The following is a 21,004-nucleotide window of genomic DNA, read 5'->3' on the forward strand; positions in this document are numbered from 1 at the left end:
ATGACGGGCGGCGGCGTGCCGGCGCCGCATGGGACGCCGGCACGCCGCAACGCCTTAGTTGGTGCCTGCGATGACCTTCTGGGCGTCTTCCAGCGTGTATTCCACGTTGGCGACGCCGCCTTCCGGCGTGGTCTTCAGCGCATCTTCGAGGCCGGCCTGGTCGATGGCCAGGAACGGCACCACGAGGTCCTTGGGCACGTCCTTGCCATCCAGGATCTGCTGGGCGACCCAGAAGGCCAGCGTGCTCACGCCCGGCGCGATGGAGACCGACATGGTCTCATAGCCATTGGCGTCCTTCTGCTGCTTCCACCACAGGAGCTCGTCCTGGCGGTTGCCCATGATGATGGTGGGCGTGGGGCGGCCGGCCGCGGCGAAGGCTTCGGCCGCGCCGAAACCGTCACCGCCCTGCGTTACCACGCCGACGACCTCGGGAATGCTGGGCAGAACGCCGGCGACGGAGCGCTGGGCCACGGTCTGCGTCCAGTCGCCCTGCACTTCGGAGACGACCTTGAAGTTCGGATGCTTCTGGGCGCCAGCGGCGATGCCGGCATGAATTTCCGAATCGACCGAGGTGCCGGCGAGGCCGCGGATCTCCAGGAGATTGCCGCCATCGGGATAGCGGCCAGCGAGGTAGTCGAGCTGGTCGGACCCCATTTTCTTGAAGTCGACCGCCACGCGCCAGGCGCAGGGCTCGGTCACGATGCCGTCGAAGGATACGACGGTGATGCCCGCGTCGCAGGCTTCCTTGACGGCGCCGTTCAGCGCGGTGGGGGAGGCGGCGTTGATGACGATGGCGTCGTAACCCTGCAGGATCATGTTCTGGATCTGCGCGGCCTGCTCCGTCGCCTGGTTCTCGGCCGTGGTGAAGGCGTCCGCCGAGGCGACGACCCCGTCCGCGACGGCCTTGCCCGTGACGGTCTGCCAGCTCTGCAGCATGGCCTGGCGCCAGGAGTTGCCGGCATAATTGTTGGACAAGGCGATGGTCTTGTCCGACGTATCGGCGGATGCGGCGCCGGCCGTGCACATAACGGCGGCGGCGGACAGCCAGATGGCATGACGTTTCAGCATGAAGAATCCTCCCGGTTCGGATGCAACGCGGCCCCCCGCTCCTCCGGGGTGCGCCCCGTCCGGAGCGTGCCGCAATCCGGATGGGAGTGTTTCCACTTCCACCCGGCCTGTCCAACCCTTTCGTCGCAGATCGGATGCGGGTTCCCGCATATGCCCTGCGGGCAATCTTCCGCTTTGCGCTGGAAAGTCGGTTGGCGACGTGCATGAAACATGATGCGCTAGGGGGATGGGAAGCGTGAGACAGGTTGCGACAGACTCGGGGGACCGCCCGGCGCGCAGGCCGGGCATGCGGCACGAGACGGTGTATCGGCACCTTCTGCGGGTCAGCCGGGCGCTGGCCGGTCAGCTGGACTTCCAGTCGGCCATCCACGCCGTATCGCACGAGCTGCATGAGATCCTGCCGCACGATCACCTGGACATCTGCATCATCCGGCGGGACATGCATGTCGCCTACGAGGCGGGGCTGCATACGGACTGGGGCCTGACGCCGACGCCCCATCCGGTGATCGGCAGCCCGATCCGCGATCTGTTGAACGGGCTTGAACCCTTCCTCATTTCGGACGACGCCATCAACGATCCGCGCTTCAGCTTCGACGGCGCCTTCAGCCACCCGATCCATGACCAGAACCTGCGCAGCCGCCTGCATGTGCCGCTGATCGTCCACGGGGAGATCATCGGCGCCCTGTCCTGTTCCAGCCATGCGACGGGCTTCTACCGCCGCACCGACATTCCCCTGGCGCAGCACCTGGCGGACACGCTGGCGCCCTATCTCTACGCGCTGCGCGCGGCCGAGGATCTGCGCCGCTCGGCCATAGACGAGGCGGCCGGCCGCGCGCGGGAGGAGGGCCTGCGCGAAGGCGCGCTGCGCCTGACGGAGGAGCTGGAGCAGGAGCGCCAGCGCATCGGCATGGACCTGCATGACCAGACGCTGGCCGACCTGACGCGCATCGAGCGCCGCATCGCGCGCCTTGCACAGGCGCCCGGCGGCGCGTCCGGGGAACTGGCGGCCGTGGGGCAGGGGCTGCAGCGCTGCATGGCGGAGCTGCGCGAAATCATCGACGATGCGCGCCCCAACGTGCTCGAACTCTTCGGCTTTGCCGATGGCGTGGAGGACTTCCTGAACCGCGCGCTCGCCGATGGCGGCGGCATTGCCCATGGCCTGACCGACGACAGCGCCGGCGCCTTCGACCGGCTGGCGCCGACCCTGCGCCTCGCCCTCTTCCGCATCGTGCAGGAGGCGGTCAACAATGCGGCGCGCCATGCCGAACCCTCGACCATCCTGGTGGAGCTTGCCGCGGGGAGGGACGCGGCGGGTGGCCGCCTGACCATCATCGTCAGCGATGACGGGATCGGCTTCGATACGGCCGTGCGGCGCAAGCGGCTGGGTGGCCTGCGCAATATGCAGACGCGCGCGCGCCTCGTCTCGGCGGCGCTGGATATCGACCGCCGCGAGGATGGGCCGGGCACACGGGTCCGCCTGTCGCTTTCGGCGCCGCTGGGAGGGCAGGGCTGATGGACATCCTGATCGTGGAGGACGATGCCGTCCACCGCAGCTTCCTGCGCGACGTCATCGCCGCGACCCTGCCCGGCTCCAGCCTGCACGAGGCGGCCGACGGAGAGGAGGGGGAAAGCCTGGCGCGGCGGCTGGGCGCACGCAATGTGGTGGTGGACCTGCAGATGCCACGCCGCACCGGTGTGGACATGGCGCGTGCTGTGTGGCGCGAGCGGCCGGATACGGCCATCATGTTCTGGTCCAACTATGCGGACGAGGCCTATGTGCGGGGCGTCTCGCGCATCGTGCCGCCCGGCGCGGCCTATGGCTATGTCCTCAAATCGGCTTCGGAGGAGCGCCTGAGCCTGGCCGTTCGCAGCATCTTCGTGGAAGGCCAGTGCGTGATCGACCGGGAGATCCGCACCGTGCAGCAGAAGGCTGCCAGCCATTTCGAAGGCCTGTCGGATGTGGAATACGAAATCCTCATCGACCTTGCCCTCGGCATGACCGATCGGCTCATCGCGGAGCGGCGGGGCCTGTCGCTGCGCAGCGTCCAGAACCGGCTGCAGCAGATCTATGACAAGCTCGGCATCTACCAGCAGGACCTGCCGGCCGATGCGGTCAATTTCCGCACGCGGGCCGTCAGCCTGGCCCTGCTGCGCCGGCTCATCAACCGCGCCGGCCTGGAAGAGGCCGATGCCGATATGCGGCGCTGGCTGGAGCAGCGCGAGCGCCGCGCCGCATCAGCCGGCTAGGCCATGCGTGCGGATCAGATCGATGGCCATGGCGTCGCCGCGCTCGCGGTGGATCTGCAGCAGCCGGGCGGCCTCGAACTCGTCGCCGGAGGCCAGCGCCGCAAACAGCGCCCGATGTTCCTGGTTGGACCGCACGGGCAGCGGGCGGAAGGGGACGATGGCCATGCGGGCGCGGTACTGCTCGGCCCAGCAAGTGCGCAGCGACGCCTGCAGGCGCAGATTGCCGCTCGCCTGCGCGATGCGGGAGTGAAACGCATCGTCGAGCCGTGACCAGCCGGCAATGTCCTCTTGCCGCGTCGCGCGTTCCATATCGTCCATGAGCTTTTGAAGCGCGGCGGCATCACCCGCGCCCATGCCATCGCGCGCGACGATCCGGCAGGCCATCGCCTCCAGCGCCGAATAGACCTCGTAGATCTGCACCAGGCTGGAGGTCGAGGGGCGCCGCACCGTCATGCCGTGTCGCGGGCGGATGTCCACGAGGTTTTCATTCTGCAGGAGCAGCAAGGCTTCGCGCACCGGCGTGCGGCTCATGGCCAGCCGTTCGGCCACCGCCGATTCGAGAAGCGTCGTGCCGGGCGCCAGTTCGCCGCTCAATATCTGCGCACGCAACGCCAGATAGGCTCGGTCCCGGGCAGGACCCACGATTTCGTGATCGCAGCTCCAGTCGGTGCCGTTGCTGGCCTGCGGCGGTTTCCGCCCGTCCATAGCGCGTCTCCCAACGACGTATACGTTGACAGTAGGGCAACGAGTTTCGACAGTGCGTGTCAAGAGGCCGCAAAAGGCCCCAGGGAAACGTCTTCGGCGCAAGGCCGCCGCTCAATGGATTCGTCGCGGACGAATGGGAGGATACATGGTCGCACGCACTCTTGTACTTGCAACGGCGCTTGCCCTGACGGGCACTGTGGCCATGCCCGCCATGGCGCAATCGGATTATCCGCAGCGGCCGATCCAGATGATCGTGCCCTGGGGCGCGGGTGGCGGCACGGATGCGGTGGGGCGCATCGTCGCCACGCTGCTGCAGCAGGAGCTCGGCGTTCCGGTCAACGTGGTCAACCGGACGGGCGGATCGGGGGTCGTCGGACACAGTGCCATCGCCAATGCGCGGCCGGACGGTTACACGATCGGCATCATGACGATCGAGATCGACATGATGCACTGGATGGGCCTGACCGACCTGACCTATGAGAATTTCGACGTCCTGGCCATGATGAACGCCGATCCGGCCGGGCTGATGGTCTCGGCCGATTCCCCGCACCAGACGGCCGAGGCGCTTCTGAAGGCCATTCGCGAGCAGCCGGCGGGGACCTTCAAGGCGTCCGGCACCGGGCAGGGCGGCATCTGGCACCTCGGACTGGCCGGCTGGCTCATGTCGCACGATCTGGCGCCCAATCACGTCACGTTCGTTCCAAGCCAGGGCGCCGCATCCGGCATCACCGACATGGTGGCGGGCGGGGTGGACCTGATCCCGTCCTCGCTGGCGGAAGGGCGCTCGATGATCGATGCGGGCCGTGTGAAGGCGCTGGGCACCATGTCGGCCGAGCGGCAGGAACTCTTCCCCGACGTTCCGACCATCCAGGAATCCATCGGCTCCGACTGGACCCTGTCCGTCTGGCGCACCGTCGCGGCGCCCAAGGGCCTGCCGGACGACGTGAAGGTGCGGCTCGAGACAGCCCTCAAGGCCGTCTATGATTCCGAAGATTACCGAAGCTTCATGGCCGACCGCGGCTTCGGCATGCGCTGGGCCGATGGGCAGGAAGCCACCGCCATTGTGGCCGCGGACGATGCCACGCTCGGCGCCGTCATGAAGGAAGCCGGGCTGGCGCAGCAGCAATAGGCACGCGGGCCAAGCGCCCATGGTCCGGCCGGCCGCTCGAAGCGCCGGCCGGACATCGCGTCCATTCCTCATAGAGGCGAGCCTCTCCCGATGATCAAGCTCAGCGAGTTCCACCTCGGCCTGTTGACGGCCGTCCTGGCCGCTTTCCTCGTCTACGCCTCCCGCAGCTTCGGGCCGATCCCCGGACAGGATTACGGGGCGGGCACCATGCCGCGCCTGATCGGCTGGTGCGGCGTCGCGCTGGGCGTCTACATGATGCTGGCCAGCCTGCGCAGCCTGCCGGGCGCGCTGCGCCCGCATCTTGCGGAATGGACGGGCTCGCGCCGCAGCATCGCCTCGGCCCTGGCGGTGCTGGGCGTCATCCTTTTCTACATCCTGTTTTCCGAACAGTTGGGCTTCATCCCGACCTCGGTCCTGTCGCTGACGGGTTTGATGCTGGCCCTCGGCACCCGGCCGCTCGCGGCGATCGCCGTTGCCGTCACCGCCACGCTGGCGGTCTACTATACCTTCTCCAAGCTTCTCCTGGTGCCGCTGCCGCTCAGCCCGTACCTGACCTTCCTGGGGTAAAGCTCATATGTTCGCGATCCTGGAACAAGCGGCAGGCCTGGTCTTCGACCCCTATGTGCTGCTGGTCATCCTCCTGTCCGCCATCTTCGGCATGTTCGTCGGCGCCATTCCGGGCCTGACGGCGACCATGGCGACGGCACTGCTCGTGCCGATCACCTTCTTCATGGAGCCGGTTCCGGCCATCGCGGCCATCGTCACCGCCACCGCCATGGCCATCTTTGCGGGGGATATCCCGGCGGCGCTCCTGCGCATGCCGGGCACGCCTGCCAATGCCGCCTATGTGGAGGACGCCTACCGCATGACGACGAGCGGACGGGGCGACGAGGCGCTCGGCGCAGCGCTCGTCTTCTCGGCCATCGGTGGGCTCTTCGGCTCGATCGTCCTCATGACGTTGTCGCCCGCGCTGGCGGAGGTCGCGCTGCGCTTCAGTTCGGAAGAGTATTTCTTCCTGGTCCTTCTGGGCCTGTCCTGCGCCGTCTTCGTTTCGCCCGGCTCGCCGACGCGCGGGCTGATCTCGCTCCTGATCGGCCTGTTCCTCGCCACCATCGGCATCGACAATCCGGCAGGTCAGCCGCGTTTCTCCTTCGGCAATGTGGAGTTGATGGCGGGTATCCAGTTCATCCCCGCCATGATCGGCCTCTTCGCCGTGTCGGAGGTTCTGCGCACCGTCACGGCGACGACGCCGCGCGGCCCCGTCGCGCGGGTCGAGGGGACGGGCATCTTCCGGAGCCAGTGGAAGAACCTGAAGCAATACCCCGTGCAATGCGGCCGCGGCTGCGTCACCGGCACGGCCATCGGCATCCTGCCCGGGGCCGGGGCGGACATCGCCGCCTGGATTTCCTATGCCATTTCCAAGCGCTTCTCCCGCATGAAGGAGCGTTACGGGCGCGGGCATGTGGAAGGGCTCGTGGAAGCGGGCGCCGCCAACAACTCGTCGGTCAGCGGCGCCTGGATTCCGGCGCTCGTCTTCGGCATTCCGGGCGATTCCATCACCGCCATCGTGATCGGCGTTCTGTATGTGAAGGGCATCAATCCGGGTCCGGCGATCTTCATCAACGATCCCGCGTCGATCTATGCGATCTTCATGACCTTCATCCTGGCCAATATCATCATGCTGCCGCTGGGCTGGCTGGCCATTCGCGGCGCACGGCCGATCCTGTCCATCCCGCCGGCCATGCTGATGCCGATCATCCTGATCTTCTGCATCGTCGGCGCCTTTGCCATCAACAACTCGCTCGCCGGCGTCGTCATGATGTTCTGCTTCGGGCTTCTCGGCTTCTTCATGGAAGAGAACGACATTCCGATCGCCCCGGCGATCCTGGGCCTCGTCCTCGGGCCCATGCTGGAGCAGAACTTCATCTCCTCCATCATAAAGGCGGATGGCAACCCGCTGATGCTCTTCGAGCGTCCCATTGCCGGCGCGCTCGGTGTCTTCACGATTCTCGTGTGGCTGCTGCCGCTCGCCATGATGCTCCTGCGCAAGCGCCGGCATCAGCCTGCGTAATGCGTCAGCACTCCTCTCCGAAGCGATCGGCGACAAGGGCGGCGATCGCCTCGAGTGCCTCCTGCGCATCGGGGCCGACGGCCGACACCTCGATCGAACTGCCCTGGCTTGCGGCCAGCATCATCAGGCCCATGATGGAGCGTCCGCCGACCGTATAGCCATCACGCGAGATGGTCAGCTCCGCGTCGAACCCCTCGGCCGTCTGGACGAACTTGGCAGAGGCGCGGGCGTGCAGGCCGCGGCGGTTCAGGATGGGGAGGGTCCGCGACAGGCGGTGCTCGGTCGTGTCCTGCATGGTCATTTCCCGGCCAGGATGCGGCTGGCGACGGCGATGTATTTGCGCCCGGCCTCCTGGGCCTCTACCAGCGCGACATCCATGGGCCGCGTTTCGCGCACCCGGGCGAGCTTGATCAGCATGGGCAGGTTGACGCCGGCCAGGACATCCACGTTGCCTTCGTCCATCACCGAGATGGCGAGGTTCGACGGCGTGCCGCCGAACATATCCGTCAGGATGATGACGCCATCGCCCTTTTCTGCGGCGCGGACGGCGGCGACGATATCCTCGCGGCGCTGTTCCATATCGTCCTCCGGGCCGATCGACACGGTTTCGAACGCTTCCTGCGGCCCGACGACATGCTCGACGGCGGACTTGAACTCCCGCGCGAGTTGGCCGTGGGTTACGAGCACCAGTCCGATCATGCTTGCGATATGCTCCAGCTTGCTGCCGAATTGGGCGGCAGCGGCGGATTGTGCGCCTGCTTAGAAACTGCTGCAAGATGCCCATGCGGGTGAAGTGGAATTATTCGAGAATACAACGCAAAAGTGAGCCGGTGCGGCCTTTCGGCCACTTATAGCCGGCAATACGTCATTATGCTGCGTTGCAATGTAAATCGTCAGCCTGCCGTCAAAATGGTCAGCACAACCTCTGCGCTCAGGCTGGCCTGGCGGGCGGGAAGATGCAGCTGGCGCACCGAAACGCCGTGCAGGGTCAGGGCTGGCGCGTCCGGCATGCGGGGCGGGTCGTCGCTCAAGGAAACGGCCAGGACCACCGGGGCCTCTGGCGCGTGCGGCATGCGCAGAATGCCGACCCCGGATATCTCCATCAACCCGGCCAGGCTGTCCGGCGCGCGGCCGATAAGCCGCCCCGCCTGCGCGGACAGGAGGACCTGGTCGTCGGCGACGAGCGTGGCATCGTGCCCCTCCCGGCGCGCCAGCCGCAGGAGACACAGGCCGAGGGCCGACTTGCCGGACCGTGCCGGACCCAGGATCAGGATTCCCGCGCCATCGATGGCGATGAGCCCACCATGCTGGTTGGCCCCGGTCACGCCGCAGCCGGAAGGGTCATGGTGAAGCGCGCGCCGGTGATGCGGGCGGGGGACTTCGGATCGCGGATATTCTCGGCGGTCAGCGTGCCGGCATGGGCTTCCACGATCTGCCGGCTGATCGAAAGGCCGAGCCCGGAATTCTGGCCGAAGGCTTCGCCGGCCGGACGGTCGGTGTAGAAGCGCTCGAAGATCCGGTCGATCTTCTCGGCCTGGATGCCCGGCCCGTTGTCCTCCACCGTCAGGACGACACGGTTGCGGCTCCGGCGCAGCCGGACATGCACCTTGCCGCCCTCGTCCGGCACGAAGGAGCGTGCATTGTCGATGAGGTTCGTCAGGACCTGGCTCAGCCGCAGATCGTGCCCGGCGACGGCGAAGCCCTTGAGCCCCGCCGGCGGCGGCTCGACGGCAAGGTCGATGGCAACGATACGGCCATCGCGGCTGTGCGAGCGCGCACCTTCGACGACCGATCCGGCCAGCCGGTCCATATGGACGATGTCGGACAGTTCGCGCGCCAGTTCCGCATCCAGACGAGAGGCGTCGGAAATGTCGGTGATCAACCGGTCCAGCCGCTTCACATCGTGCTGGATCACCGCCAGCAGGCGTTGCCGGGAGTCTTCGCTGCGGGCGAGCGGAAGCGTCTCCACCGCGCTGCGCAGCGAGGTGAGGGGGTTCTTCAGCTCATGGCTGACATCCGCGGCAAAGGATTCGATGGCATCCATGCGAGCATAAAGCGCGTTGGTCATATCGCGCAGGGCGGTGGCAAGATGGCCGACCTCGTCGGCCCGGTCGCCGAAATCGGGGATCTCCTCGCGGGCATTGACTGAGCGGCGCACGCGGATGGCCGCGGCGGACAGGCGGCGCAGCGGCGTGGCGATGGTGGAGGCCAGGAAGATCGACAGAAACACCGTGACGAGCGCGGCCACCGCGAAGGTCCGCACGATGGCCATGCGCTCCGCTTGCACGATCTTGTCGATATCTCCGCCCTGCGTGGACAAAAGGAGCACGCCCAGGACCGCCCGGAAGCGCTGGATCGGCACGGCGACGGAAACGATCAACTCGCCATTCTCGGTGGAGCGCACGACCGTGGATGGGCCGCCCGTCAGGGCGCTCATCACTTCTGGATAGGTGCTGCCAGAGCCGCCCGGAGTCTCGCGGTAGACGGGCAGGCTGGAGTTGCGGAACAGGCGGCCAACCTCGTCGCCCAGCCATTCGCCGAAGTTGCGCTCCGCCGGCTCTACCGGCGGCAGATTGTAGCGCAGGATCTGTCCGCGCGAATACAGATGGCGCGAATCGAGGATCAAATTGGCGTCCCGGTCGTAGATGCGGGCGCGGGTGCGTGTGGGGGAAATGAGGCGGCGCAGGAGCGGTGCCACCCGCTCGGGATTGATCGGGAAATCCAGGCTGTCGGACAGGTCCATGCCGGGTTGCAGCGTGGAGCCGGCCTGCAACTCCAGAAGCCGCTCCGGGTCGAGCGATATGGAGTTGGTTTCCACCGTCGCAGAGGACGCGATGGCGCTGGCGATGATCTCGCCCTGTGTCAAAAGGCTTTCGACACGCGCGTCGATCAGGCCGGCCCGGAACTGGTTCAGGTACAGAATGCCCGAGACCAGCACCAAAAGCGCCACGAGGTTCAGGAAGATGATGCGGCGCGTGAGCGAGGAAAAGATCGTGTGGCCCAGCACCCAGCGCAGGCGCAGGAGGCCGCGGCGAACCAGCGGGACGCGCCGCCAGCGCGCCCTGCGCCAGTGTGCCCGGCGTGCGGGGCGTCGCGTATCCTCTCGCGTGTCGGTGGTCGAAGCCAAGCGTCAGCCCGTTCCTGCTGCCGCGCTCTGCGGCGGCGCCGCACGCCGTCGCCACGGACGGCCCCATGCGGCAAATCTACCTGTGAGCCCCGTGCCTTATCATGGCGGCGAGGGGCGCGCGAGGGCTCGGTTCAGATCTCGCGGAAGCGGTAGCCGACGCCGTACAGCGTCTCGATCATATCGAAATCGTCGTCGATCGCCTTGAACTTCTTGCGCAGCCGCTTGATGTGGCTGTCGATCGTGCGATCGTCCACATAGACCTGCTCGTCATAGGCGGCATCCATCAAGGCGTCGCGGCTCTTCACCACGCCCGGGCGCTGCGCAAGCGCATGCAGGATGAGGAATTCGGTCACTGTCAGCGTGACGGGCTTGCCCATCCAGGTACAGGTGTGCCGCTCCTGATCCATGACGAGTTGCCCCCGCTCGAGCGAGGATTCCGGCGTGGCGCCCGGCTTGGCGCCCGCTTCGCGCGGGGCGCCGCGCCGCAGGATGGCGCGCACGCGCTCGACCAGGAGGCGCTGGGAAAAGGGTTTGCGGATGTAATCGTCGGCGCCCATCTTCAGGCCGAACAATTCATCGATCTCCTCGTCCTTCGACGTCAGGAAGATCACCGGCAGATCGGACTTCTGGCGCAGGCGGCGCAGGAGTTCCATGCCGTCCATGCGCGGCATCTTGATGTCGAAGATCGCCAGATGCGGGGGGCGCGCCTGCAGGCCCTCCAGCGCGGATGCCCCATCCGTATAGGTCTCCACGCGATAGCCCTCGCTTTCAAGGGCGATCGAGACGGAGGTCAGGATGTTGCGGTCGTCATCGACCAGGGCAATCGTCGGCATCGCGTGTTCCGTATTCAGACAAGTTCGCCTGGCCTGTGTGGACGGCAATTGTGGCATTTCTACCACAATTGCCGTCCCGCGGCCAGAGCGGGCCGGTGCTAGAGGTCCAGCTTCTCGTTGTGGCTGACATCCGGCCGGTCCTTGCCGCCCAGATAGGCGCGGGCGAATTCATAGGCCTGGCGGACCTTGCTCGTGTTCACATCCCAGATCTCGGCCTGCGTCGGCTCGATTGCCAGCACGGCGACGCCTGGGCCGTCCTTGCCCTGCGGCATCCAGGCCTCGGCCTCCGCATCCCAGGCATCGTCGATCAGCGCCTTGTCGGTCGATACGCGGGCGCGCCCGGACACGGAGACGTACTCGCCATGCCGGGTGAAGGACAAGGCAACCCGATCGTCGGCCTCGATCTCGTCGACCTTGTGGGAATCGAGATCGGTGATGAAGAGGAGAAGGTCGCGGGCGCTGGAGAGTTTCAGCGCCATCGGGCGTGCCCGCAATTCCTGGCCGTCCCGCGTCACGACCATCGCCGTGTCGAACTTCTCGATCATATCCCAGAATTGCGTCGTATCCGTCATGTCAAAGCTCCGTTTCAGCACCGGTTCAGAACCCCGTCCGATGGGGTGATCCCTCTCGACAACGCATGAGCGGCCGGAAAGTGCCTCAAGGGCGGGCATCCTGCCCGCGGGCCCTGCTCAAACAACGAACAGGCCCAAAAACTGAATTTGCGCAGTGTAAAACGATTGAAAATCCGAAGACATCTTTTAAACCGATTGAAATACTTTTGGGCGTAAGTATTTTGGCGGTTCGGACTTGCTGTCAGGTTCGGTTCCACGTATTGCCCGGAAGACAGGTGGGGTGGCAACGCGCTCCGCCGCCGACGGCTTGACCAGTGGAGCAATTGACGATGGATGAGATCGGGCAGCGCAACCCCGCGCGCGGCATCGAGACGACCGGCCTGTCCGGCGCCCTTTCCGTACGCTGGAACCTGACAGAGGCCGAGTTGGTGGAAACCGCCGTCCGCCGCGGCGAGGGGCGGCTGACGGCGCATGGCGCCTTCGTGGCGACGACCGGCCAGCACACCGGGCGCTCCCCGAAGGACAAGTATGTCGTGCGGGATGCATCGACGGAGTCCACCCTGTGGTGGGACAACAACAACGCCATGACGCCAGAAGCCTTCGCGTTGCTTTACGAAGACTTCCAGAAGCACGCGGTGGGCAAGGACCTCTTCGTCCAAGACCTGATCGGCGGGGCCGACGAGACCTATGCCCTGCCGACCCGGGTCGTCACCGAGCAGGCCTGGCACTCGCTGTTCATCCGCAATCTTCTGATCCGGCCGGACGCCGAGGCGCTCGCCCGCTTCGATCCGGAACTGACCATCATCGACCTTCCCAGCTTCAAGGCCGATCCGGCGCGCTATGGCGTCCGCTCGCAGACGGTGATCGCCTGCGATCTGACGCGCAAGATCATCCTGATCGGCGGCACGGCCTATGCCGGTGAAATGAAGAAATCCGTCTTCACCGTGCTCAACTACCTCCTGCCCGAGCGGCACGTCATGCCGATGCACTGTTCGGCCAATGTCGGCGCGGCGGGGGATGTCGCGGTGTTCTTCGGCCTGTCGGGCACCGGCAAGACGACGCTGTCGGCCGATCCGCGGCGCACGCTCATCGGCGACGACGAGCATGGCTGGGGCGAGCACGGCGTCTTCAATTTCGAAGGCGGCTGCTACGCCAAGACGATCCGCCTGTCGGCCGAAGCCGAGCCGGAGATCTTCTCGACCACTCGCCGCTTCGGCACCGTTCTGGAGAACGTCGTTCTGGATGCCGCCCGCGTTCCGGACTTCGACGATGGCAGCCTGACGGAAAACACCCGCGCGGCCTATCCGCTGCACTACATCGCCAATGCGAGCGACAGCGGGCGCGCCGGCCATCCGCGCAACATCGTGATGCTGACGGCCGATGCCTTCGGCGTCCTGCCGCCCATCGCCCGGCTGACGCCGGCGGAAGCCATGTATCACTTCCTGTCCGGCTACACGGCGAAGGTCGCGGGGACCGAGCGCGGCGTGACGGAGCCGGAGGCCACCTTCTCGACCTGCTTCGGTGCGCCCTTCATGCCGCGCCACCCATCGGAATACGGCAATCTCCTGCGCGATCTGATCGCCGAGCACCAGGTGGATTGCTGGCTGGTCTCGACGGGCTGGACGGGCGGCGCCTACGGGACGGGCCGTCGCATGCCCATCCGGGTCACCCGCGCCCTTCTGTCGGGCGTGCTGGACGGCTCGCTGCGCGATGCCGAGTTCCGGGCGGACCCGAACTTCGGCTTCTCGGTTCCGGTCTCCGTCCCCGGCGTGGAGGATGCGATCCTCGACCCTCGTGAGACCTGGGCGGACAAGGCAGCCTATGACCGCCAGGCCCAGCGCCTCGCCGACATGTTCCGCCGCAACTTCGAGAAGTTCGAGCAGCATGTCGACGCCTCCGTCCTGAAGGCCGCCCCGAACCTCGCCATCGCCGCCGAATAAGCAATCCGCCTCTCGCCCCCTATCAGGCCCGCCCGATGCTTCCCATCGGGCGGGCCTTTTCGTTACAAGGGGTGCAACGGGGCCGCGACGGGCTCCGCGCGGCAGGAACGGGGACGTGTCATGATCGTGTCGGCTCGGGGTGACCTTGCCATATCCTCGCGCGTGACGATCCCGGCCGACGAGCTGGAGGAAAGCTTCATCCGCGCCAGCGGGCCTGGCGGGCAGAACGTCAACAAGGTCGCGACGGCGGTTCAGCTGCGCTTCCTTGCCATGGCCTCCACCGTCCTGTCGGACGAGGTGAAGGCGCGCCTGATGAAGCTGGCGGGACAGCGCGGGACCCTGGGCGGCGAGATCGTGCTCGAGGCGTCGCGCCATCGCAGCCAGGAGCGCAACCGGGAGGACGCGCGCGAACGGCTGGCGGAGCTGGTCCGCACGGCGTTGCAGCCGCCCCCGCCGCCCCGCCGCAAGACACGGCCGACCAAGGGCTCGGTCGAGCGGCGGTTGAAGGCCAAGAAGGGGCGGTCCGATATCAAGCGCATGCGCAACCGGCCCGCCGGCAAAGGCGACTGACGCTTCCCGGGGGGAAGGGGGCTGCGGCCCTGTGCCCACTCTCTGCCCTCTGGCCGCGCCGGCATGACGCGACCATATGATGGGAGCGGAGGGCATGCGGTTTTTTTCAAAAAGGGAGCGTGCGATGATCGGTCGTCGACAGTTGCTGGCAGGCGGCGCGGGCCTGTGCCTGGCCGGGCTTGGCCTTGCCTCGGCCCGTAGCCGGGCGGAGGAGGCGAGCTTCCCCGTGACCTTCAGCGATGCGGAATGGCGGGCGCGCCTCAGCGGCGACCAGTATGCCGTCCTGCGGCAGGAGGCGACGGAGCGGCCCTTCTCCAGCCCGCTGAACGGTCAGAAGCGGCGGGGCACCTATAGCTGCGCCGGGTGCGATGCGCAGCTCTACAGCTCCAACGCCAAATATGATTCCGGCACCGGCTGGCCGAGCTTCTACGAAGCGCTGGACGGCGCGGTCGGAACGAAGACGGACTACAAGCTCGTCGTCCCGCGCACCGAGGTCCATTGCGCGACCTGCGGCGGCCATCTCGGCCATATTTTCGACGATGGTCCGCCGCCGACCGGAAAGCGGCACTGCATCAACGGCGTGGCGATGAATTTTGCCGCCGGCGCACGCATGGGGTGAGCCTTAACGGTTCATTCATCAAGCGGGCGCAGGCTCAACCTATAGGGATGTTGAAGAGCCCGTTCGCGGTGACCATATAATTGCGGAAGGGGAAAGGGTGCCTTGAAGGGCCCGGACCTCAGTTAAGTCGCTTGATGCAAGGACTTGTCGCAATGAGCAGGATGACTCCGTTCTCGAACCCCCTGTTGCTCGGCTTCGACGGCGTGGAACGCACGCTGGAGCGGTTGCAGAAGAGCGGGGATGGATATCCGCCCTACAATATCGAACGCATCCGCAAGGATGCAGAGGGCGGCGATACGGTCATCAGGATTACTCTGGCCGTTGCCGGGTTCGGTCCCGGCGACCTCGATATCACCACCGAGGAAAACCAGCTGACGATCCGAGGCTCGCAGGCCGACCAGAAAGACCGCGATTTTCTGCATAGGGGGATTGCATCCCGTCAGTTCCAGCGCAGTTTCCTGTTTGCTGACGGTATGCGGATCCTGGGTGCGGAGCTGAAGAACGGCCTTCTGTCGATCGACCTGGCAAGACCAAGACCCGAGCGTGTCGTGAAGAAGATCGACATCGTCGTTTCTGACTGACGGCGTCGAACCGAACGAACGAGGAGCCTTATGATGACCGATCTGCATACCGGACCTTATACCGACAGCGAACTGGCCTCTCTCGGCGAAGGGCATGTCGCCTATCTGCGGCGCATGTCGTCCGACGATATCCGTGCCAAGTTCCCGTCGGCACAGTCGATCCGCCCCGGCTTGAGCCTCTGGGCGCTGTTTGCGGCCGATGGAACGCCTTTGGCGGTGTCCGATGACCGTGGCAGCATCCTGGCGAGCGCCAGCGAGAACGAGTTGACGACCGTCAGCCTGCATTGATGGCGCGGCCACCGATTGTCCCCACGTGACGGCCGGCGCTTCGCCGGCCGTTTCGCGTTCCGGCCGGCGGTCGCAGCCTACAGCGCGCCGCCCTGGCTGAGCAGGCGGTGGATCGTCGGCGCATCGTGAGCGGCGCGCAGATCGGCCACCATGTCGGGATTGCGTAGAAGACGCGCCACGCGCGAGAGCGCCTTCAGATGATCGGCGCCGGAATCCTCCGGGGCGAGCAGCAGGAAGAACAGATCCACCGGCTCGTCGTCCAGGGCCTCGAACTCGATGGGCCGCCCCGCCCGGCCGAACACGCCGACCATGCCGGGCAAGGCCTTCATCTTGCCGTGGGGAATGGCGATGCCGTTTCCAACGCCTGTCGAGCCGAGGCGTTCGCGCCGCGTGACGGCATCGACGATGTCGCGTTCGTCCAGGCCCGACAGGAGCGCGGCCCGCTCGGAAAGCTCCTGCAGGACTTGCTTCTTGGAATGAGCCCGCAGCGAAGCGATCACGGCATCGGGGCGGATGAAGTCGAGCGGCATCGGCAACAGGATGTTCCCTTCCGAGGGAAGCCGACGTGCGCCATCGGTGTCCCCCAAGCTTTCGGAATGGCGTCGCCGGACGCATTCTCGCGTGCGGATACCGGCGTGCCAAGGCCGGCGGGCGCAGCTCCTTGACGGAACGTCGCCCGACCGGGCGCGCCCCGTTTAGAGCATCACACGCTCAATTGGAACCATCAGTGCTTCAGGATTGCGCGAGCGCGCACACGCAAAGGGGCCACCGGACGGTGCCGGCAGCCCCTCATCGATCGGCAGCTAGGTGTCAGGCGCGATCGCGCAGCGTCGACGGGTCGACCCAGCCGACATTGCCGTCCGCACGCCGGTAGACGATGTTGATTTCGCCGTTCCCGGCATTCTTGAAGATCACGACCGGGCTGTCGCGGCGATCCAGTTCCATGACGGCGCCGGCCACGGAGAAGACGCCGACGGGGAAGGAGGTCTCCGCCACGATGGCCGGGGCGTAATCTTCCGGGATCTCGTCGTCCTCGGCCTCGGAAATCGGCGCGAAGACGGAATAGGCCACTTCCGTGCCCTTGCCGTTGGTTGCACCCTTGTGGTCCTTGAGCCGGCGCTTGTAGCGGCGCAGCCGCTTCTCGGTCTTTTCGAGCGCTTCCTGGAAGCTCAGCTCGGGATCATGCGCCATGCCGGCCGCCTGGAAGGTGACGCCGGTGTCGAGCCGGAGCAGGCAATCGGCCGTATAGCGCGACGATTCCTTGGAGATGACGACAGTCCCTGAATAGTTCCCGTCAAAATATTTCGCGATCTGCTCCATCAGCTTGTCCTCGATACGGCTGCGGAACGATTCACCGACATCCATGTGACGGCCGGATACGCGAATTGTCATTTCCTATCCCTTCCCTTTTTGACGCGGAGCTGGCCGCGGCGCTCGGGCTGCGACCTTTTTCCGCAGGTCCAGCGTAAACCTGTCCCGATCCGTAGCAAGCAAAACTTCGCTCTCCGTCGGGCGGCACGTCGACGCCAGGCAAAGGAACGCACGAGCCTGCGGCGACGTTGCGGCAGCCCGCGGAATTTAAGGGATTGCGGGAGGAGAAATCAGGAGGCGAGACGGGCCGCGTTCAGCTCCCGTCGGCGCTGGATGGACGAGGCGATGCCGAGCGCTTCGCGGTACTTGGCGACGGTGCGCCGGGCAAGGTCGATTCCCTGCTCCTTCAGCCGCTCGGCGATATCGTCGTCCGACAGGACGGCCCCGGCCGTTTCCTCGTCCAGCAGCCGGCGGATGCGCAGCTTTACGCTTTCGGCGGAATGGGCATCCCCGCCATCGCTGGCGGAAATGGCATTGGTAAAGAAGTACTTCAGCTCGAATGTGCCGCGCGGCGTCTGCACGTATTTGTTGGCCGTCACGCGGCTCACGGTGGATTCATGCAGCCCGACCGCATCGGCCACGCAGGCGAGCGTCATCGGCTTCAGCCCGTCCACGCCCCGCGTCAGGAAGGCATCCTGCCGGCGGAAGATTTCGGACGTGACCTTCAGGATCGTCCGCGCCCGCTGGTCGAGCGACTTCACCAGCCAGGAGGCCGATTGCTGGCATTGCGCCAGGTAGGCGCGGTCGCCCTCGGCCATCGTGTCGACCGCGCTCGTATAGTCGTTCTGGATGATGAGCCGCGGCAGGGAGCGCGTGTTCAGCCGAACGCGCCAGCCGCCCCGGCTGTTCGCCGTCACGAAGACGTCCGGCGCCACGATGTCGGCAGGCTGCCGTGCGAAGGCGAGGCCGGGCTTGGGGTCCAGGCGGCGGATTTCGCCAAGGATGTCCATCAGCCCGTCCTCGTCCTCGCCCGTCAGGCGGCGCAGGGTCTGGAAATCGCGCCGGGCCAGGAGGGGGAGATTGTCGAGGACGATGGCGATGACGGGATCGAGACGGCCATGCCGCGCGAGTTGCAGGCCGAGGCAGTCCGCAAGATCGGTGGCGAACAGGCCGGCCGGCTCGGCGCGCATGCGCAGCGTCAAGAGGCAGGCGGAGACCCTGTCCTGCCCGATGCCGAGATCGGCGGCGAGGTCCGCAGCGCTGGCGCGCAGGTAGCCCGTATCGTCGAGATGCATGGCGCAGGCTTCGCCGATCCGGCGTTCCGGCGCTCCGGGAAAGATATCGGCAACCTCCCGCAGCGCATGGGCAAGGAGCGAGATTCGCTCATCGGCCAGATCCTCCACGCCGCCCGCGCCGCGCTCCGCGCCGGCGCCCTGCAGCGGGCCGGACCGCGCCGGGGCAGAATCGGCCGGCCCGGGCTCGGAATGGGTGGCTGCCGATGTGTCCTTGGCCTTGCGGCCGGGCGCCACCACCTCCAGCAAGGGGTTCTGCTCCACCGCCTGGCGGACGAAGGCGTCGAGCTCCATGGCGCCGAACTGCAGCAACCGGATCGATTGCAGCAATTGCGGCGTCATCACCAGCGACTGGCTCTGGCGCATCTGGAGCTTGAGCGAAAGGTTCATGCCTCTCCAATCCGCGGGTGGTGGACGCCATCGCACGGGCGACCGGACACACTCAAGCAAACTGGTCCGCATCTTGCATGTCAAGCAAGCGCTTTGAGGTTGCGCTCGTCCGACGCACCCCTAATAGGTGAACTGTTCGCCCAGATAGATGCGCCGAACATCGGTGTTGGAGACGATTTCGTCGGGCGTGCCATGCGTCAGGACGGCCCCGGCATGCATGATGTAGGCCCGGTCGATCAGGCCGAGCGTCTCGCGCACATTGTGATCGGTGATCAGGACCCCGATGCCCCGCCGGGTCAGGTGGCGGACAAGTTCCTGAATGTCGGCCACGGCGATCGGATCGACGCCTGCGAAGGGCTCGTCCAGGAGCATGAAGCTCGGCCGCGAGGCAAGGGCGCGTGCGATCTCGCATCGCCGGCGCTCGCCGCCCGACAGAGCCGTGGCGGGCTGCTTGCGCAGGTGCGCGATCCTGAACTCCTCCAGGAGGGCGGTGAGCTGTTCCTCCCGCGCGCGCCTGTCCGGCTCCACCACTTCGAGGACCGCGCGGATGTTGTTTTCTACGGTCAGGCCGCGGAAGATGGAGGCTTCCTGCGGCAGGTAGCCGATGCCGAGCCTTGCCCGGCGGTACATGGCGACGCGGGTGATGTCATGGCCATCCAGCTCGATCCGGCCGCTATCGACCGGGACGAGGCCGGTGATCATGTAGAAGCAGGTCGTCTTGCCGGCGCCGTTCGGCCCGAGGAGGCCGACCGCCTCGCCGCGGCGCACGCCGACATCCACCCCGTCCACCACGCGCCGGCCCCGATAGGTCTTGGTGATGGCGCGCGCGACGAGGGTTCCGTCGGCGGTGGCGGGGCGCTGCGCCGGAGCGCGCATGCCCTCCACGCTGTCTCGTTGAGCGGTCGTCAAGCTGGTCGTCCTTGTCCGCGCCTGGGTCAGTTCGCGTTCTGGCTGCCCGGCGATAGCAGCATGCGCACACGCCCGCCACCGCTTGCCGGCGCACCGCCGCAGTTCTGGCTCTGCAGCTGCGCCACGCTGGTTTCCATGTTGATGGTCAGCCGGCAGCCCGTCGCCACGTTCGGTCCCTGCGTCAGGACCACGTCGCCCGTCATCACCACGATCTGCGTCGCCATGTCGAAATCCGCGCGGTCGGCCGTCGCCACCTGGTCCGCCGACTTCACATAGACGTCGCCTTCGGCCTCCAGGCGCTCGATATCGCTCGAATTGCCCGGCATGTTGCTGGTGGCCGCCGGCTGCGCGGCGTTGCCGTCCGCCTGGGCGCGGCGGACGTAATGAACGATCAGCTTCGCCGTGCGAAGCTGCGTCTCACCCTGGACGACGTCCACATCGCCCGAAAAGGTCGCGACCGATTGCGCGTCATCGACGTCGAGCTGGTTCGATTCGATGGTGATGGGCTGGTCGCCCTGCACCTGCAGGCCACCGAAGCTGTTTCCGAACCCCCCGGCCTGTTGGGCCAGGGCAACACCAGGCAACAGGAGGGCAGCGGCAAGCACATTCCGAAGGCACGCAATCATGGGTTCTACTCGCCGTTTGCCGCGCGTCGGTCCTCGCCGTCCTGCGGCAGGAGGGTCAACTTGACGCGGTTGCCGAAGGTCAGTCGATCGCCACCATTCTGGATTGTGACGTTGCCAGACTGCAAGGTCTGATTGGGGGTTGCGATGGAAACCGGTCCGCGACCGTCCAGCCGGCCCTCGTTCAGAAGGATATCGGCGCTGGACAGGGTGATCGTCACGTCGTTGGACGTGCGCACGCGGATGTCGTCATACAGGCGCAGCGTTTCGGACTTGGGATCGTAGCGGCCATTGGTGGCCGTGATGTCGGCCTCGGTCTCCGGGTCCAGCGCGACGGTGGCGTTGATGCCCTCCAGATCGATGGCGCCGCTGCGATCGAGCGCCTGCTTGGCCTTGCGCGCGACGACCGAGAAGGGGCGGTCGCTCTTGTCCGTGCCGGACATGCGCGGATCCTCCATGACGAGGCGGCCGTCCTCGATCGTCGTGGCGGCCACGGTCAGGTCGACGGGGATCGACCGCGCAAGCCAGGTGGCGAAAAGGCCGCCCGCCACGATGACGGCCGCCGCGACCGGCAGCGCCACGCGCAGGATGCGCACCCGGCGCGCGTGACGGTTTGCCCGCGCGAACTCGGATGAGGTCCGGGCGCTCGCAGCGGTTGCAACGCGCCGTTCCACCGGCTGTCCTGTCTCACCTGTCGGGTGCTGGTCGGCCATGTCCTGTTCCGGTTTC

General features: G+C 66.5%; 24 protein-coding genes. 10 read left to right on the plus strand and 14 right to left on the minus strand.

What is annotated here, in order from left to right; genetic code table 11:
• Positions 1–54: 54 nt before the first annotated feature.
• Positions 55–1,068: an ABC transporter substrate-binding protein gene (locus tag AUL30_RS06275; protein WP_062227008.1), complete on the minus strand. Its 1,014-nt coding sequence runs from the start codon at positions 1,066–1,068 to the stop codon at positions 55–57.
• Positions 1,069–1,354: 286 nt separating this feature from the next.
• On the opposite strand from AUL30_RS06275, the gene AUL30_RS06280 reads away from it, so the two are divergent.
• Positions 1,355–2,581, plus strand: coding sequence for a GAF domain-containing sensor histidine kinase (locus tag AUL30_RS06280; protein WP_083507709.1), 1,227 nt, complete (start codon positions 1,355–1,357; stop codon positions 2,579–2,581).
• Positions 2,581–3,315, plus strand: a complete 735-nt coding sequence (locus AUL30_RS06285) for a response regulator transcription factor (protein WP_062227010.1) — start codon at positions 2,581–2,583, stop codon at positions 3,313–3,315. Before AUL30_RS06280 ends, AUL30_RS06285 begins: the two co-directional genes overlap by 1 nt.
• Here AUL30_RS06285 and AUL30_RS06290 read toward each other — a convergent pair.
• The gene (locus AUL30_RS06290) at positions 3,304–4,020 is read right to left on the minus strand and encodes a GntR family transcriptional regulator (RefSeq protein WP_083507710.1); all 717 of its coding nucleotides are present in this window, start codon (positions 4,018–4,020) and stop codon (positions 3,304–3,306) included. The two genes, AUL30_RS06285 and AUL30_RS06290, sit on opposite strands and share 12 nt — an antisense overlap.
• Before the next feature lie 145 nt (positions 4,021–4,165).
• On the opposite strand from AUL30_RS06290, the gene AUL30_RS06295 reads away from it, so the two are divergent.
• From AUL30_RS06295 to AUL30_RS06305, 3 genes are all read left to right on the plus strand, one after another.
• The gene (locus tag AUL30_RS06295; RefSeq protein WP_062227011.1) at positions 4,166–5,149 is read left to right on the plus strand and encodes a Bug family tripartite tricarboxylate transporter substrate binding protein; all 984 of its coding nucleotides are present in this window, start codon (positions 4,166–4,168) and stop codon (positions 5,147–5,149) included.
• Positions 5,150–5,239: 90 nt separating this feature from the next.
• Positions 5,240–5,716 (plus strand): tripartite tricarboxylate transporter TctB family protein, encoded by a 477-nt coding sequence (locus AUL30_RS06300; protein WP_062227012.1) that lies wholly within the window; start codon positions 5,240–5,242, stop codon positions 5,714–5,716.
• Between the two features lie 7 nt (positions 5,717–5,723).
• Complete coding sequence (locus AUL30_RS06305; protein ID WP_062227013.1) at positions 5,724–7,220, plus strand: tripartite tricarboxylate transporter permease; 1,497 nt, start codon at positions 5,724–5,726, stop codon at positions 7,218–7,220.
• A gap of 4 nt (positions 7,221–7,224) precedes the next feature.
• On the opposite strand, the gene AUL30_RS06310 is transcribed toward AUL30_RS06305, so the two are convergent.
• From AUL30_RS06310 to AUL30_RS06335, 6 genes are all read right to left on the minus strand, one after another.
• On the minus strand, positions 7,225–7,521 hold the full coding sequence (locus AUL30_RS06310; protein ID WP_062227014.1) for an HPr family phosphocarrier protein: 297 nt from the start codon (positions 7,519–7,521) through the stop codon (positions 7,225–7,227).
• Positions 7,518–7,919 carry a PTS sugar transporter subunit IIA gene (locus AUL30_RS06315; protein ID WP_062227015.1) on the minus strand — a complete coding sequence of 134 codons (402 nt, stop codon included), beginning with the start codon at positions 7,917–7,919 and terminating at the stop codon, positions 7,518–7,520. Before AUL30_RS06315 ends, AUL30_RS06310 begins: the two co-directional genes overlap by 4 nt.
• Before the next feature lie 194 nt (positions 7,920–8,113).
• The gene (locus AUL30_RS06320; RefSeq protein ID WP_062227016.1) at positions 8,114–8,545 is read right to left on the minus strand and encodes an HPr kinase/phosphorylase; all 432 of its coding nucleotides are present in this window, start codon (positions 8,543–8,545) and stop codon (positions 8,114–8,116) included.
• Positions 8,542–10,347, minus strand: a complete 1,806-nt coding sequence (locus AUL30_RS06325; protein ID WP_062227017.1) for a stimulus-sensing domain-containing protein — start codon at positions 10,345–10,347, stop codon at positions 8,542–8,544. Before AUL30_RS06325 ends, AUL30_RS06320 begins: the two co-directional genes overlap by 4 nt.
• Positions 10,348–10,478: 131 nt before the next feature.
• Positions 10,479–11,180, minus strand: coding sequence for a response regulator transcription factor (locus AUL30_RS06330; protein ID WP_062227018.1), 702 nt, complete (start codon positions 11,178–11,180; stop codon positions 10,479–10,481).
• 98 nt (positions 11,181–11,278) lie between these two features.
• A complete protein-coding gene (locus AUL30_RS06335) occupies positions 11,279–11,752 on the minus strand; it encodes a pyridoxamine 5'-phosphate oxidase family protein (RefSeq protein WP_062227019.1) in 474 nt (157 codons plus the stop codon).
• A 329-nt stretch (positions 11,753–12,081) separates the two neighbouring features.
• Between AUL30_RS06335 and AUL30_RS06340 the strand changes: the two genes are divergently transcribed.
• The 5 genes from AUL30_RS06340 to AUL30_RS06360 all read left to right on the plus strand — a co-directional run bounded on the left by AUL30_RS06340 (position 12,082) and on the right by AUL30_RS06360 (position 15,750).
• A complete protein-coding gene (locus AUL30_RS06340; RefSeq protein WP_062227020.1) occupies positions 12,082–13,692 on the plus strand; it encodes a phosphoenolpyruvate carboxykinase in 1,611 nt (536 codons plus the stop codon).
• 120 nt (positions 13,693–13,812) lie between these two features.
• Positions 13,813–14,262: an alternative ribosome rescue aminoacyl-tRNA hydrolase ArfB gene (gene arfB, locus AUL30_RS06345; RefSeq protein ID WP_062227021.1), complete on the plus strand. Its 450-nt coding sequence runs from the start codon at positions 13,813–13,815 to the stop codon at positions 14,260–14,262.
• A gap of 124 nt (positions 14,263–14,386) precedes the next feature.
• Positions 14,387–14,881 carry a peptide-methionine (R)-S-oxide reductase MsrB gene (gene msrB / locus AUL30_RS06350; RefSeq protein ID WP_192843020.1) on the plus strand — a complete coding sequence of 165 codons (495 nt, stop codon included), beginning with the start codon at positions 14,387–14,389 and terminating at the stop codon, positions 14,879–14,881.
• Between the two features lie 152 nt (positions 14,882–15,033).
• Complete coding sequence (locus tag AUL30_RS06355) at positions 15,034–15,462, plus strand: Hsp20 family protein (protein WP_062227022.1); 429 nt, start codon at positions 15,034–15,036, stop codon at positions 15,460–15,462.
• Positions 15,463–15,492: 30 nt separating this feature from the next.
• Positions 15,493–15,750 carry a BQ00720 family protein gene (locus AUL30_RS06360; RefSeq protein ID WP_407638266.1) on the plus strand — a complete coding sequence of 86 codons (258 nt, stop codon included), beginning with the start codon at positions 15,493–15,495 and terminating at the stop codon, positions 15,748–15,750.
• Between the two features lie 77 nt (positions 15,751–15,827).
• Here the strand turns inward: AUL30_RS06360 and AUL30_RS06365 are convergent, their stop codons facing one another.
• The 6 genes from AUL30_RS06365 to lptC all read right to left on the minus strand — a co-directional run bounded on the left by AUL30_RS06365 (position 15,828) and on the right by lptC (position 20,988).
• Positions 15,828–16,280, minus strand: a complete 453-nt coding sequence (locus AUL30_RS06365) for a PTS sugar transporter subunit IIA (protein WP_062227023.1) — start codon at positions 16,278–16,280, stop codon at positions 15,828–15,830.
• A 280-nt stretch (positions 16,281–16,560) separates the two neighbouring features.
• Positions 16,561–17,142: a ribosome hibernation-promoting factor, HPF/YfiA family gene (gene hpf, locus AUL30_RS06370; protein ID WP_062227024.1), complete on the minus strand. Its 582-nt coding sequence runs from the start codon at positions 17,140–17,142 to the stop codon at positions 16,561–16,563.
• A 209-nt stretch (positions 17,143–17,351) separates the two neighbouring features.
• Positions 17,352–18,743: an RNA polymerase factor sigma-54 gene (gene rpoN / locus AUL30_RS06375; RefSeq protein ID WP_062227025.1), complete on the minus strand. Its 1,392-nt coding sequence runs from the start codon at positions 18,741–18,743 to the stop codon at positions 17,352–17,354.
• Positions 18,744–18,863: 120 nt separating this feature from the next.
• Complete coding sequence (gene lptB, locus AUL30_RS06380) at positions 18,864–19,619, minus strand: LPS export ABC transporter ATP-binding protein (RefSeq protein WP_062227026.1); 756 nt, start codon at positions 19,617–19,619, stop codon at positions 18,864–18,866.
• A 59-nt stretch (positions 19,620–19,678) separates the two neighbouring features.
• Positions 19,679–20,278, minus strand: a complete 600-nt coding sequence (locus AUL30_RS06385) for an LptA/OstA family protein (protein WP_062227027.1) — start codon at positions 20,276–20,278, stop codon at positions 19,679–19,681.
• A 5-nt stretch (positions 20,279–20,283) separates the two neighbouring features.
• Positions 20,284–20,988, minus strand: a complete 705-nt coding sequence (gene lptC, locus AUL30_RS06390) for an LPS export ABC transporter periplasmic protein LptC (RefSeq protein WP_083507711.1) — start codon at positions 20,986–20,988, stop codon at positions 20,284–20,286.
• Positions 20,989–21,004: the final 16 nt, after the last annotated feature.

The sequence above is a fragment of the Aureimonas frigidaquae genome (genome assembly GCF_001463905.1).
Lineage (GTDB): Bacteria > Pseudomonadota > Alphaproteobacteria > Rhizobiales > Rhizobiaceae > Aureimonas > Aureimonas frigidaquae.

Coding starts and splice junctions, on each gene's coding strand:
- AUL30_RS06340 (WP_062227020.1), top strand. CDS start 12,082: ATGGATGAGATCGGGCAGCGCAACCCCGCGCGCGGCATCGAGACGACC.
- AUL30_RS06290 (WP_083507710.1), bottom strand. CDS start 4,020: ATGGACGGGCGGAAACCGCCGCAGGCCAGCAACGGCACCGACTGGAGC.
- AUL30_RS06275 (WP_062227008.1), bottom strand. CDS start 1,068: ATGCTGAAACGTCATGCCATCTGGCTGTCCGCCGCCGCCGTTATGTGC.
- AUL30_RS06360 (WP_407638266.1), top strand. CDS start 15,493: ATGATGACCGATCTGCATACCGGACCTTATACCGACAGCGAACTGGCC.
- AUL30_RS06280 (WP_083507709.1), top strand. CDS start 1,355: ATGCGGCACGAGACGGTGTATCGGCACCTTCTGCGGGTCAGCCGGGCG.
- lptB (WP_062227026.1), bottom strand. CDS start 19,619: ATGCGCGCTCCGGCGCAGCGCCCCGCCACCGCCGACGGAACCCTCGTC.
- AUL30_RS06295 (WP_062227011.1), top strand. CDS start 4,166: ATGGTCGCACGCACTCTTGTACTTGCAACGGCGCTTGCCCTGACGGGC.
- AUL30_RS06310 (WP_062227014.1), bottom strand. CDS start 7,521: ATGACCATGCAGGACACGACCGAGCACCGCCTGTCGCGGACCCTCCCC.
- AUL30_RS06285 (WP_062227010.1), top strand. CDS start 2,581: ATGGACATCCTGATCGTGGAGGACGATGCCGTCCACCGCAGCTTCCTG.
- lptC (WP_083507711.1), bottom strand. CDS start 20,988: ATGGCCGACCAGCACCCGACAGGTGAGACAGGACAGCCGGTGGAACGG.
- AUL30_RS06335 (WP_062227019.1), bottom strand. CDS start 11,752: ATGACGGATACGACGCAATTCTGGGATATGATCGAGAAGTTCGACACG.
- AUL30_RS06365 (WP_062227023.1), bottom strand. CDS start 16,280: ATGCCGCTCGACTTCATCCGCCCCGATGCCGTGATCGCTTCGCTGCGG.
- AUL30_RS06300 (WP_062227012.1), top strand. CDS start 5,240: ATGATCAAGCTCAGCGAGTTCCACCTCGGCCTGTTGACGGCCGTCCTG.
- msrB (WP_192843020.1), top strand. CDS start 14,387: ATGATCGGTCGTCGACAGTTGCTGGCAGGCGGCGCGGGCCTGTGCCTG.
- hpf (WP_062227024.1), bottom strand. CDS start 17,142: ATGACAATTCGCGTATCCGGCCGTCACATGGATGTCGGTGAATCGTTC.
- AUL30_RS06315 (WP_062227015.1), bottom strand. CDS start 7,919: ATGATCGGACTGGTGCTCGTAACCCACGGCCAACTCGCGCGGGAGTTC.
- arfB (WP_062227021.1), top strand. CDS start 13,813: ATGATCGTGTCGGCTCGGGGTGACCTTGCCATATCCTCGCGCGTGACG.
- AUL30_RS06330 (WP_062227018.1), bottom strand. CDS start 11,180: ATGCCGACGATTGCCCTGGTCGATGACGACCGCAACATCCTGACCTCC.
- rpoN (WP_062227025.1), bottom strand. CDS start 18,743: ATGAACCTTTCGCTCAAGCTCCAGATGCGCCAGAGCCAGTCGCTGGTG.
- AUL30_RS06355 (WP_062227022.1), top strand. CDS start 15,034: ATGAGCAGGATGACTCCGTTCTCGAACCCCCTGTTGCTCGGCTTCGAC.
- AUL30_RS06305 (WP_062227013.1), top strand. CDS start 5,724: ATGTTCGCGATCCTGGAACAAGCGGCAGGCCTGGTCTTCGACCCCTAT.
- AUL30_RS06385 (WP_062227027.1), bottom strand. CDS start 20,278: ATGATTGCGTGCCTTCGGAATGTGCTTGCCGCTGCCCTCCTGTTGCCT.